This window comes from uncultured Mediterranea sp., assembly GCF_902493215.1.
Classification (GTDB): domain Bacteria; phylum Bacteroidota; class Bacteroidia; order Bacteroidales; family Bacteroidaceae; genus Bacteroides.
Genome location: NZ_CABUOL010000019.1, coordinates 1 through 13,487, shown reverse-complemented (window position 1 = coordinate 13,487; position 13,487 = coordinate 1). Strand labels below are relative to the sequence as shown.

The following is a 13,487-nucleotide window of genomic DNA, read 5'->3' as shown; positions in this document are numbered from 1 at the left end:
AAATATCGCATTTTTTCTGAAAAAACAATCAGACAAAAAGCCCAATACAATTCCAATGCAAGATTGAGACACAAGTACTTAACAAATCATAAGGAATTATAGCCAACCCTTTTTTGGCATAATGAGCGTTTTTTTTGTAACTTTGCAAAATAATTGAGAACTGATTATGACAAAGGCTAACAAGGTTTTATTTATAACACAAGAAATTACCCCTTACGTCCCAGAAACTGAAGTATCCCTGACAGGCCGGCATCTGCCACAGGCCATTCAGGAAAGAGGTAGAGAAATCAGGACTTTCATGCCCAAGTGGGGAAACATTAACGAACGCCGCAACCAGCTCCATGAGGTAATTCGTCTGTCGGGAATGAATCTCATCATTGACGACACCGACCACCCGCTCATCATCAAAGTTGCCTCCATACAATCGGCACGCATGCAAGTATACTTCATCGACAATGACGACTACTTCCAAAACCGTTTGCAGGCAACAGACGAAAATGGAATAGAATATGAGGACAACGATGCACGTACCATCTTTTATGCACGTGGTGTACTTGAAACCGTAAAAAAACTGCGCTGGTGTCCGGATGTAATCCATTGTCACAGCTGGATGACTGCCTTGGCTCCGCTATACATAAAAAAAGCCTATCGTGACGAACCTTCTTTCAGAAGTTCAAAAGTTGTCTTTTCATTATACGAAGATAAATTTGACCAACCTTTTCATGCAGATTATGCCAATAAACTTATGTTAAAGGGCATTGCTAAGAAAGACATTGCTGTACTGAAAGAGCCGATTGACTTTACAACCGTCTGTAAATTGGCCGTCGAACATTCTGATGGTATTGTCCAGCAAAGTCCAAATGCCAATAAAGAAGTTTTGGATTATGCACGAAGCTTAGGCAAACCAATACTGGAATATCAAGATACCGATGATTTTGCAGACCGTTGCAATCGTTTTTACGATCTGGTTGCAGAAACTGAATAACTTTATTATAAAAGGACCTCACTCAAATGATGAAAACAAAATATATAGGAGCATTACTCCTAACTGCAATAACATTGTTGGCAGCTTGTGATGATACCACCAATACTTTAGGCATGGACATGCTTCCCGACTCAGACAAGATGTCGGCACACACAAAGACTTTCAATGTCACAACTTGTTCCTATTTGGCCGTTTCCGTTTATGCTAAGACGAGTACAGGCTATGTAGGACGATTTACAGATCCTGATTTTGGAAGTTACACATCCAGCTTCCTGACTGAATTAAATTGTACAGACGGTTTTAAATTCTCAGATATTCTTCCGGATGTATATGGAGAATATACAGAAAACGACACTCTCAAAGGAAAAGGTACACTGGTCGATGAAAATGTCAGAGGAGTGAGACTGATTGTATATTATAGCACTTGGTTTGGAGACTCACTGAATGCCTGCCGTATGAGCGCCTACAAACTGAATGAGAAGTGGATAAACGAGCGTAAAGATGAAACCAGACGCTACCGATATACAGATATTGACACTGAATTATATAAAGGAGATTTATTGGGACGTAAAGCTTATACCGCATACGATGCAACTGTTCCCGATTCTATTCGCAATGCCACTGATTCCAACGGGAATCCCACCTATTCACCCAGTATTGTTTTCAATTTAGATACCGAACTGGGACAGCAAATCTATGATTTAAATAAAAGTAATCCTGCATATTTCAATAATTCGGATGCTTTTATTGAACATGTATTCCCTGGTGTATGTATTCAAAATGATTATGGTGACGGTACCATTCTGTACGTAGATCGTGTTGATATGGAATTTTCTTTTGAATTCCACTATGTAGACAGCTTAGGGGTAAAGCTCACAAAAAAAGTAGATGATGAAAATGGAAGCATCGGAGCAGACTCTACTTATATAGGTAGACAGACTTTATTTGCTTCAACCAAGGAAGTTATCCAAGCCAATCATTTTGAGAATTCTGATAAATTAATTGAAAAGGCCAATGAAAAAGGTTGGACCTATATTAAATCGCCTGCCGGCATCTTTACCGAAGCAACCCTACCCTACGATGAAATTTATCAAGAGCTGACTAATGATACGCTGAATGCCGTAAAACTGACATTCACTAACTATAACGAAAAGAATGACTATAAATTTAGCATGGATGCGCCCAGCAATGTATTGTTGTTGCGTAAGCAGGATTTGAAAACATTCTTTGAAGAAAATCAGGTAAACGATAATATCACATCGTTTACAGCAACCCACAACAGTGTGGCAACCAACCAGTATACCTTCCAAAATATAGCCCGATTGGTTACAACCTGTATCAACGAAAAGAAAGCGGCCAGAGATGAAGCTCAAAAGAATGCGACGAATTGGGATGAAGAAGCATGGAATAACGAATGGAATGAGCAACATCCCGATTGGAACAAAGTACTATTGATACCAGTTACCATCTCAACCCAAAGTTCCGGATCCAGTAGCAGTACAATTACGGGTATCCAACATGATTTGCAACCCAGTTATGCTAAACTGCAAGGTGGTATTGAGGGACCACAATTAACATTGGAGGTGACATACACTAGTTTCGAACAATAATCTCTCTTCCAAGAAGCAATTTTGTTTGTTATAAAATAATCTCCATAAAAAAACTCCCACTTTTAAAAAGTGGGAGTTTTTTTATCATATCATTTCATTTTCATTCCTTTATCTTGGCCGCAGCAACGTTCTTTTTGGCTGTTGTTTTAGTAGCCGGCTTTTTCACAGCAACTTTCTTCTCAACCTTCTTTTCAGCTTCTCCTTTCTCTTTTATCAGTTTTCTGCGAACATCATTAAGTTCTTTCTGCAATTCCTCAATCTCATCTCCCTGATTTTTGATTGTAGTAAGCAATGCATTCAATTCCTCGTTATCAATATCAACCGGATATAATGAGTCAACCCGCTTGATAAAATCGCCCAAGATGTTCATATAGTTGGTAAACGCATCATAAGGAGATTCATAAATTCCCCGATAAAGCGAAATACTGGAACTCTTGGTAGTCATAAACCGGAAATTATTGCTGGCCTGCAAATAATCCCAGTCCTGCTTAATTCGACGGTCATCGCACAAATGAACACGTTCGGCAACACTATACAGTTTGTTGAATGCCTCACGCTGCATTACGTTTCCAAGCCAACAACTCGTATCTCTTTCCTCATCGGCCCAAGAAAGCGGATAAGGAACATCAAGCTGAGAAACAGACTTAAGTTTTGTTACAATTTCGGTTGGAGTGGAGAAAGTGATCCCCTTCTCTTTCGCACAGGCGGGAAGTGCCTTGAAGAACTCCAGAATATTGGAAGACAATGGCTGATACTTGCCTAATGCACAGAGTTCCATAAAGATATTAATTACCTGTTCCTCCTGTGGCAAGGAATCAATCCAAGAAATATACTTGTCTGCAAACAAAGGATATTCACTCCAATCAGAATTGGAAAAACGCAAACTGATATCATCCGAAAGTTTGAAATCGCGCAACAGCAACTTCAAATTCGGATTCATGTTGCAATGATAAACATAATGCGGACTCTTCCATCCCAAAACATGTTTGGCGCCTTCTGTCAACATACCTTTGAAGCCCAAACTTGCAACTACCGCACCAATCTCATCATTATAAATCAAGCTGGAATTACGAACAACCTTAGGAGCCTTACCAAACATTTGCTTCATTTTGGCACTTTGTCTCATTAGTTCCTCTTTGAAACATTCCTCATTGGCCAAAGAAGAGAGGCCATGAGAATATGGTTCAGCCAAAAACTCACAGCAACCGGTATCATTCAACTGATGCAAGAGATCCACGACTACAGGCGCATACATTTCCAACTGCTCCAAAGCAACACCTGAAATGGAAAAAGCGACCTTAAAACTACCACCTGAATTTTTCACCATTTCCAGCAAGGTAGTCAAAGCCGGAATATAGGAATTCTCAGCTACATCACTGATACTTGTTTCATTGGCATAATCATCATAATAATAATGATCAGTACCTATATCAAAGAAACGATAACGTTTCAAATGAATAATCTGATGTATTTCAAAATAAAGACAAATCGTTCTCATGTTCTATTCTTTTTTGTTATTTTCCATAATTTCTTAATACATTCTCATAAAGAGCACGGATTCGTAGACCGACTTTCTCCCATGTGATACCATCAACCTCCTTCTTCCCCTCTTCTTGCAGATATTGGAACAGAACAGGATTGGTACAAATGGAATAAATGGCATCGGCCATTGCATGAATATCCCAATAGTCGGTCTTGATTACCTTATCCAGAATCTCACCACATCCCGACTGCTTGGAAATAATGGATGGAGTACCACACTGCATGGCTTCCAACGGTGCAATACCGAAAGGTTCCGATACAGATGGCATGACGAAAACATCACTGTTTTTATAAACCTCATACACCTGCCGGCCTTTCATAAAACCAGGAAAATGGAAACGGTCAGCAATTCCACGTTCGGCAGCCAGATTGATCATGGCATTCAACATATCACCCGAACCCGCCATAACAAAACGAATATTACGCGTACGTTTCAAAACCATGGCAGCAGCTTCCACAAAATATTCAGGCCCCTTCTGCATGGTTATACGTCCCAAGAAAGTCACAATCTTTTCCTTTGAATGATCCGGACGGGGGATATCCTGCAAATCTTGCGAAAGAGGATAAACGGCATTATGCATGGCAAACACTTTCCGCGGATCCTGATGGTATTCATTGATAACTGTGCGACGGGTCAGTTCCGACACACACATGATGCAATCTGCATAGTCCATACCATTCTTCTCAATAGAATAGACCGTCGGATTGACTTTACCGCGGGAACGGTCAAAATCGGTGGCATGCACGTGAATACAAAGAGGCTTTCCACTCACCATCTTGGCATGTACACCGGCAGGATAAGTCAGCCAGTCGTGAGCATGAATAATATCAAATTCTTCCTTACGTGCCACTACTCCGGCTATGATGGAAAAATTGTTTATTTCCTCATGCAAGTTACCCGGATATCCGCCGGCGAACTCCATACATCCCAAATCATTGACATGCAAATAGGAGAAATCAGCATAAATATGGTCACGGTATGCATAATAATCTTCAGGAGTCATCTGACCATACAGACGAGATTTCAGATAATCATAATCCACTCCCCGCCATACGACCGGAACCTGATTCATTCCTACAATCTTAAGGAAATTCTCCTCCTCGCCCGAAGGCTTAGGCATACAGAATATCGTTTCCACATCCCCCTGCAAACTCAATCCCTTGGTTATTCCGTAAGAAGCAACTGCCAGTCCGCCATATATTTTGGGAGGAAATTCCCATCCAAACATTAATACTTTCATTTCCGTTCCTCCTCTTTTTCTATTTGTTCATACTTATATAACAAACTCAGCAAGCGTAAAATCTCGGCCACATTCATTGCAAACGAAACTGCTCCACGGCCCACAAAAGGCGGATTACCGTCAAACAACTCAGGCAGGGTACTGATGCAATGACGCGTCATTGCATCTTCCATACCTATCAGATGTCTTTCGACGAATGAGATGCCGCTCATCTTATAGATACGCAGATAAGCTTCCATATAGAAGCCCAGCAGCCAGGGCCATGCGGTACCTTGATGGTAAGCATAGTCGCGTTGGGTTTGCGGACCTACATAATTGGGATTGTAACCACCGCTCTTGGGGCTCAGTGTACGAAGTCCCTTCGGGGTCAGCAACTCCTTGGTTACAATATCCAGCACCTGACGCTTCTGAACACGATCAAGAGGAGAATAGTCGAAAGCTACAGCAAATATCATGTTCGGACGTACACTCCAGTCCATCATGTAGCCGTCGACATAGTCAAACAAATAGCCGTACTCATTTCTAAATGTCTCTACAAACGACTTGCCTGTCACTTCGGCCTGCGCGTCGAGAGTATTGGCAAACGCCTCATTGCCTTCTTCGCGTACCATGTCGGCAACAAATCGGAGAGCATTATACCACAATGCGTTGATTTCTACGACATATCCAGTACGAGGTACCACCGGCCTACCATTGGCAATTGAGTTCATCCATGTCACAGGATGTTCCGTACCATTGGTATAGAGCAGCCCGTTGTCATGCAGGAACAAATTGTCATGTCGGCGGCCACGGATGTACTCAAGCAAATCTTTGAGCAACGAGCCATACATTTGCCGGCAACGTTCGCGTGAAGTGAATTTGGCATATTGTTGCAAACACCAGATGGCCCATAACAGTACATCCGGATGTTCCATCTCATAAATTTTATAGGCAAGCGGTTCACCGTTCATATACTGCCGGAGCGCTTTCTCTGCCGTCTTCATGACATCTTCAAATTCATCTTGCTCGTCAATGGCAAGTGTGAGACCCGGCAAGGAAACAAACAAATCTCGGGCACGGCACTTGAACCACGGATAACCGGCCAAGATATAATGCTCGTCACCCTGCTTGTTATGGAACTGATGTGCCGAATTTTTCAAGCAATGATAGAAACTGTCCCGAGGAGTACGGTCGGCCACCTCCGTTTCAAAAGTATGTTTCAATTTACGGGTATCAACTTCAGAAATGCCGGCAGAGAATACCACGCTTTCTCCCTTCTTGATATCCACCTCAAAGTAGCCGGGAACATAAAGGTCCTCATTGAAATCATAACCACGTTCCTGCTCCTTGGGATATTCAATACCTCTATACCAGTCGGGCTGGAAATGGAATTCATTCTTCTTGTTCAGCTGCATGAACAATTCAGGATAACCGGGATACATACAGGTCTTGATACCATTTTCCACCAACTGATAATCCCGACTGGCCTGAGAATTCTCGTACGTATATTCGCGCACACTGCGGAAAGCCAGGAAGGGACGGAAACGCAATGTCGTGGCCGAATGGGCATCGACAAGCGTATAACGAATCAGAATACGGTTCTCATGATGTACAAAAATCTTTTCCTTACGGAGGATAACGCCTCCCACACGGTAAGTTGTAGCCGGGACGTGTTCGCAATCAAACTCACGGATGTATTTATGTCCGTTGGGACTAAAATGATTGCCTTGATACTTGTGCAATCCCAGATTAAACTCTGCACCGTGCTGAATTACCGTTTCGTCCAAAGAAGAGAGCAGCACATGATTCTCATCGTCCAAGTTGGGGACCGGAATCACCAACAAGCCGTGATATTTGCGTGTGTTACAATCTACAATCGTTGTACAATGATAGGCACCCGACTTATTTGTACGGAGTATCTCCCGGGGAAGAGACTCTTCCAAATTAATCATCAGCGTCTTGTCAAATCGTAAATAACTCATAGTTGTGCATTATTTAAATTAAAGGTTAAAAATTCAGGTTCATTCCACGCCACAACAACTTGTAGCAATGCCAAAAATACAAATTTATGTATATAGTCAAAATAAAAAAAGGTTTTTTTTTCGCATTTCGGACAAATAATTGTAGTATTGCATCCGATTAGCATATACCGTATGTCAAAATGCCCCATGAATGCCTTATGAAACGAGACCTACAACGTATTTTTCTGGCAGCAGCCATACCTTTGTTCTTTCTCTTCATCCTTTACATGTTGAAGTTTTTGGAAGTGGGAATGGAATGGGATTTTACCCATCTGGGCATCTATCCGATGGAAAAGCGGGGCTTGTTCGGTATATTTGCCCACCCGCTTGTCCATAGCAGCTTTGCTCATCTGGCAGCCAATACACTCCCATTGTTTTTTCTATCCTGGTGTCTGTTCTATTTCTATAGAGACATTGCGCCATACATTTTTTTCCTCATCTGGATTGGCGGAGGAATTTTCACTTTCCTGTTCGGCAAAAGCGGATGGCATGTCGGTTCAAGCGGCATCATCTATGGACTGGCCTTTTTCCTTTTTTTCAGCGGTATCCTGCGTAAGCATGTCCCTCTCATTGCCATTGCATTGTTGGTCACATTCCTCTACGGCGGATTGGTGTGGAACATGTTTCCACAATTTGCCAAAGCATCCACTTCATGGGAAGGACACATGGGAGGCGCTATAGCCGGAATGCTATGTTCTGTATTTTTCATCAAATACGGGCCGCAACGCCCCGATCCCTTCGCCGATGAAGAAGACGAAGAAGATACTCCCGACACATCCGAAGAAGGAAACAGCCAGGACGGAAATCCGGATTGCCATCCGCCAACCAGCGATTCGCACGGGTTTTCATGATTTTAAAAGAGAAAAGTTGCTAAATTCATGGCACAGCCTTATTTTTGCCCCGCAAAACATGGAAAGGCGAACTAGTTCCTTGTTTTCAGATGAAATAACGACTATTTTAACTACACTGGCATGGAAGGATTTATTGCTGAAACATTATATGACCAATCAATGAAGAAGCGGAAAAGCAGCCTCATCAATTGCAGAATGATATTACGGGTATTGGGTATCCTGCTTTGGGTGGAAACTGCCATGTTCCTGCTTTGTGCATTCGTTTCCTGGATTTATGAGGAAAAAGAGACATTCACATTCCTGCAAACGGCAGCCATCAATACAGCAGTAGGAGGCCTGTTGATAGTGCTGAGCCGCGGAGCCGAACGCAAACTGACCAAACGTGACGGCTATTGCATTGCCAGCCTGTCATGGGTGCTGTTCTCCGCATTCGGCATGCTTCCTTTCTATCTAAGCGGCAGTGTAGACAGCATCGCCAACGCTTTCTTCGAAACGATGTCGGGATTTACCACAACGGGAGCAACCATCATGGACAATATAGACAGCCAGCCCCACGGCATCCTCTTCTGGCGCAGCCTGACCCAATGGATAGGAGGACTGGGCATCGTCTGCTTCGCCATTGCCATACTCCCCATCTTCAACGAAGGCAACATGCAGCTCTTTTCAGCCGAAGCAACCGGCGTCACGCACAACAAGCTGCATCCCAAAATCAGTATCATGGTAAAATGGATATGGGGTGTATATCTCATCCTTACAGCCTCGGAAACCATCCTGCTTTACCTTGGAGGCATGAACTGGTTCGACGCCATCTGCCATTCCTTCACCACAACAGCTACCGGAGGATATTCTACCCGACAAGCCAGTGTTGCTTATTGGAATTCTCCGTTCATCGAATATGTCATTGCTTGTTTCATGATTATATCCAGCTTCAATTTCGGATTGTTCTATCTGGCTCTTAAAGGCAAAATCACAAAAATGTTCGGAGACGAAGAACTGCGCTGGTTTCTCTATTCGATTTTCATCCTGACAGGAATCATCACGATTGCACTGGTTATATACAATGATTATGGCATCGAGACAGCTTTCCGTAAAGCTCTCTTTCAGGTGGCAAGTATACACACTTCTTGCGGATTCGGTACAGACGACTACAACCTTTGGCCTCCCTTCACCTGGATTCTGCTGCTGTTTGCCATGATGGCCGGCGGATGTACAGGTTCGACGGCTGGAGGTATCAAAAGCATGCGCTTGCTGATGATGATTAAAGGAATCAGAAACAGCTTCAAGCGAATGCTCCACCCCAACGCCGTTCTTCCTATCCGGGTAAACCATCAGGCTACCGCTCCGAACACAGTGCTTTCCGTAGCATTTTTCATTGTTCTTTATATGGCCATTATTCTGGTCAGCTGGATCATAGTGATGTTCATGGGACTCGGATTTGAAGAATCCTTCAGTACCGTAGTGTCCAGCATTGGCAACGTTGGACCGGGTCTGGGCGCTCATGGACCCGCTTTCTCATGGAATGCGATGCCCGATGCCGCCAAATGGTTTCTGTCGTTCCTCATGCTGATAGGCCGACTGGAAATGTTCTGCGTATTGCTGCTTTTCTACCCCCGTTTCTGGAAGAGCCGTTAAGGAACGGGGTGTTTCTACACCTTATTTCTGCAGCCCTTCAATAAGTAAAGTGATATTGGCCGTGAACAGACGGACAGAAACAGCCAACAGAATGATGCCGAAGAACTTGCGGATGATGTAAATCCCGCCCTTTCCTAGGAAACGCTCCACACGCCCCGTCATACTGACAACAAAATAGACCCAAATCATATTCAGCACCAGGGCTATGATGATATTGACACTGGCATATTCGGCACGCAAAGTTAGCAAAGTCGTAAAAGCTCCCGCACCAGCCAGCAACGGGAAGACCAGAGGCACAAGTGTAGCCTCCTTGATAGGCCCCTGGTTCTTGAATATTTCGATATCCAGAATCATTTCGAGCGCCATCAGGAAAATGACGACCGCACCCGCTATGGCAAACGATTCGATATCGACATGAAAAAGCTGAAGCATCCAGTCGCCTGCATAGAAGAATCCCAATAATAGGGCAAAAGATATCAACGTTGCTTTCAAAGCGTTCACATCCTTGCCTTTCTCCTTCAGATTAATGATGATGGGAATGGCCCCGATTATGTCTATCACAGCAAAAAGTACGATAAAGGCACTGATCATCTGCTGGAAATTGAAAGCTGCAAACATGATATATTCCTCCTTTTTTCCTGCAAAGATACTCCATAATCTTTTATTCCACAACAGAAAAACGAGGCGATTGAATAGCAGATTTAAGAAATAATAAAAAAAACAAAAAGCTCGGCCGGCAACACACCGTCGAAGCCGATTATCCGTATTTTTGTTTCAATACAGAAAGGAATTCTTATGGATACAATGTTCGACACACTCTTGCAGCTCCCCCTGCTCCAGGGATTGGCCCCCGAAGACTTTACCAGCATATTGGAAAAAGTCAAGCTGCATTTCGTCAAGCTGAAACCGGGTGAAACCATCGCCCGGGCCGACTCGCCGTGCAACGAGCTTATCTTCATACTCAACGGAGAGATTTCCGCCACTACAACATCGGCCGACAACCTCTTCAGCATGACCGAACATTTCAAAGCTCCCTACCTGATTGAGCCCCAAGCCTTGTTCGGTATGTACACCTGTTACACCAGCAAATACGTTGCCACTACCGAAACAAACAGCGTATATGTCAGCAAATCGGCTGTCACGAACCATCTGCTGAAGTACGAAATCTTCCGCCTCAACTACCTGAACATAGCCAGCAGCCAGGCACAGGGCTTGAACAACAAATTATGGGGACATATTCCCGATACCCTCGAAGGCCGCATCTGCCGGTTCATACTGAACCATTTGAGACGTCCGCAAGGCCCCAAGTCACTGAAGATAAAGATGGAAGACCTGGCTACAATTGTCAACGACTCCCGAAACAATGTATCCAAGACATTGAACCAGATGCAGGACAAGGGGCTGCTGGAACTCCATCGAGGAGAAATAGCTATTCCTGAAGCAGAGAGACTGATAGTCTGATTCCGATCATACACTAATTCCACATACTACAGAAACGGGGCTGCATCGAAATGCAGCCCCGTTGTTTTATCTGGTTTCAAACCGTCTTATTCCCATTCGATTGTCGAAGGCGGCTTCGAGGAGATATCGTAGGTGACTCGGTTCACGCCCTTCACCTTGTTGATGATGTCGTTCGAAACCTTGGCCAGGAACTCGTAAGGCAAGTGTGCCCAGTCGGCGGTCATGGCGTCGGTCGATGTCACAGCACGCAGGGCCACGGCACGTTCGTAGGTGCGTTCGTCGCCCATCACACCAACGGACTGGACAGGAAGCAGGATAACGCCTGCCTGCCATACCTGATGGTAGAGCGTGGTTTCATTGCCCTTTTCATCGGTCACCTTCCAGTCGCGCAGACCTTGGATGAAGATGTCGTCGGCATCCTGAAGGATGCGCACCTTCTCGCGGGTAATGTCGCCCAAGATACGCACGGCCAGACCCGGACCGGGGAAAGGATGGCGGCTGATGAGATGGTCGGGGATGCCCAACTGACGACCCACACGGCGCACTTCGTCCTTGAACAGCCACTTCAGCGGCTCGCAGAGCTGCAAGTGCATTTCTTCGGGCAGGCCGCCCACGTTGTGGTGGCTCTTGATGGTCTTGCCGGTGATGTTCAGGCTCTCGATGCGGTCGGGGTAGATGGTACCCTGAGCCAGCCATTTGGCGTCGGTTATCTTATGTGCTTCGGCGTTGAACACTTCCACAAAGTCGCGGCCAATGATCTTGCGCTTCTGCTCGGGGTCGGTCACACCCTCCAGGTCCTTGAAGAACTTCTCGCTGGCGTCCACACCGATAACGTTCAGTCCCAGGCACTCGTAGTCGTGCATCACGTTCTTGAACTCGTTCTTACGCAGCAGACCGTGGTCCACGAAGATACACGTCAGGTTCTTGCCGATGGCCCGATGGAGCAATACGGCAGCTACCGACGAGTCCACACCGCCACTCAAGCCCAGAATGACGCGGTCGTTGCCCACCTGTGCCTTCAGCTCGGCTACGGTCGTATCGACAAACGAAGCGGCGCTCCAGCTCTGGCTGCAACCACAGACATCCACCACGAAATTCTTCAGCATCTGTGTGCCGTCCTCGCTATGGAACACTTCGGGATGGAACTGTACGCCCCACATCTTTTCGCCCTCGGCCTGATAGGCAGCGATTTTCACCTTGTCGGTCGAAGCGATGACGCGGAAGTTGTCAGGGATAGCCGTAATGGTATCGCCGTGGCTCATCCACACCTGCGTATTCTCGCGCACGTCCTTGAAGAGTACGTTGCTCTTGTCGAAGGTGCTGAGGTGGGCACGTCCGTATTCGCGCGTGCCGGCCGGCTCAACCTTACCGCCGTTGCTGTAGGAGATGAACTGGGCGCCGTAGCAGATACCCAGAATGGGATACTTGCCGCGCAGCTGGCTCAAGTCCACCTTGAAAGCGCTCTCGTCGTAAACGGAGAACGGGCTGCCCGAGAGGATGACTCCCTTCACACTGTCGTCGCCTTGCGGAAACTTGTTGTAGGGCACAATCTCACAGTAAACATTCAGTTCGCGGATGCGGCGGCCGATGAGCTGCGTGGTCTGCGATCCGAAATCGAGAATGATGATTTTTTCCTGCATATATGTGTCTATTGATAAAATGATTGTTTCAAGTTTGATTGATTGTGCAAAAATAGTGAAAGGTGAGCGGAGAACAAAATATTGAAACTTGTTTCAGTTATTTTTTATCCCGAACCGCCTCCTATTTTCGTGCAACAAAAATAGTGAAAGGTGAGCGTATAGGCAAATGAAAACATAGATTTTAATTTGACTGTATCATACCGCCCCTATTCCATCGCTTTACTCCGTTTGAACCATCAGTACAAAGGCGTTAAACCGACAGTTTAAACGGAGTAAACTGACGGTTTAAACGAATTAAACTGGCAGTTTAAAGCTATTAAACTGAGAGTTTATTTCGTATAAACAAAAATAAACTATTACACATCTGTTTTCCAACAACTTGCAATTACAGGTTCAGCGGACGGACAGGCACAAAAAAAGATTGCAGGAACACAGCGTCCTGCAATCTCATGCTTATACCTTATTATATATAACGTGAGTTCGATGAATTATAACTATTTGTAAATTTGGTGATTAGCGAAAATT

10 protein-coding genes are annotated in these 13,487 nt (G+C 44.8%); 5 read left to right on the top strand and 5 right to left on the bottom strand.

The window, feature by feature from the left end; all coding sequences use genetic code 11:
* The first annotated feature begins 166 nt into the window (after positions 1 to 166).
* A complete protein-coding gene (locus RDO88_RS10820; protein WP_307759383.1) occupies positions 167 to 985 on the top strand; it encodes a glycogen/starch synthase in 819 nt (272 codons plus the stop codon).
* A 29-nt stretch (positions 986 to 1,014) separates the two neighbouring features.
* Entirely contained in the window at positions 1,015 to 2,595 is a 1,581-nt protein-coding gene (locus tag RDO88_RS10815) for a DUF4270 family protein (RefSeq protein WP_307759413.1), read from the top strand.
* A gap of 100 nt (positions 2,596 to 2,695) precedes the next feature.
* Here RDO88_RS10815 and RDO88_RS10810 read toward each other — a convergent pair whose 3' ends face one another.
* Genes RDO88_RS10810 through RDO88_RS10800 form a run of 3 tightly spaced genes read right to left on the bottom strand, consistent with a single transcriptional unit; the run spans position 2,696 to position 7,339 of the window.
* Entirely contained in the window at positions 2,696 to 4,093 is a 1,398-nt protein-coding gene (locus RDO88_RS10810) for a glycoside hydrolase family 57 protein (protein WP_307759382.1), read from the bottom strand.
* 16 nt (positions 4,094 to 4,109) lie between these two features.
* Positions 4,110 to 5,378 carry a glycosyltransferase gene (locus tag RDO88_RS10805; RefSeq protein ID WP_307759381.1) on the bottom strand — a complete coding sequence of 423 codons (1,269 nt, stop codon included), beginning with the start codon at positions 5,376 to 5,378 and terminating at the stop codon, positions 4,110 to 4,112.
* Positions 5,375 to 7,339, bottom strand: a complete 1,965-nt coding sequence (locus tag RDO88_RS10800) for a glycogen debranching enzyme N-terminal domain-containing protein (protein WP_307759380.1) — start codon at positions 7,337 to 7,339, stop codon at positions 5,375 to 5,377. Before RDO88_RS10800 ends, RDO88_RS10805 begins: the two co-directional genes overlap by 4 nt.
* A gap of 197 nt (positions 7,340 to 7,536) precedes the next feature.
* Between RDO88_RS10800 and RDO88_RS10795 the strand changes: the two genes are divergently transcribed.
* Positions 7,537 to 8,229 carry a rhomboid family intramembrane serine protease gene (locus RDO88_RS10795; RefSeq protein ID WP_307759379.1) on the top strand — a complete coding sequence of 231 codons (693 nt, stop codon included), beginning with the start codon at positions 7,537 to 7,539 and terminating at the stop codon, positions 8,227 to 8,229.
* Between the two features lie 120 nt (positions 8,230 to 8,349).
* The gene (locus RDO88_RS10790) at positions 8,350 to 9,861 is read left to right on the top strand and encodes a potassium transporter TrkG (protein ID WP_307759378.1); all 1,512 of its coding nucleotides are present in this window, start codon (positions 8,350 to 8,352) and stop codon (positions 9,859 to 9,861) included.
* Between the two features lie 21 nt (positions 9,862 to 9,882).
* Here RDO88_RS10790 and RDO88_RS10785 read toward each other — a convergent pair whose 3' ends face one another.
* Complete coding sequence (locus RDO88_RS10785) at positions 9,883 to 10,479, bottom strand: MarC family protein (protein WP_307759377.1); 597 nt, start codon at positions 10,477 to 10,479, stop codon at positions 9,883 to 9,885.
* A gap of 177 nt (positions 10,480 to 10,656) precedes the next feature.
* On the opposite strand from RDO88_RS10785, the gene RDO88_RS10780 reads away from it, so the two are divergent.
* Positions 10,657 to 11,322, top strand: coding sequence for a helix-turn-helix domain-containing protein (locus RDO88_RS10780; RefSeq protein ID WP_307759376.1), 666 nt, complete (start codon positions 10,657 to 10,659; stop codon positions 11,320 to 11,322).
* 86 nt (positions 11,323 to 11,408) lie between these two features.
* Here the strand turns inward: RDO88_RS10780 and guaA are convergent, their stop codons facing one another.
* Positions 11,409 to 12,962: a glutamine-hydrolyzing GMP synthase gene (guaA, locus tag RDO88_RS10775; RefSeq protein ID WP_021846569.1), complete on the bottom strand. Its 1,554-nt coding sequence runs from the start codon at positions 12,960 to 12,962 to the stop codon at positions 11,409 to 11,411.
* Positions 12,963 to 13,487: the final 525 nt, after the last annotated feature.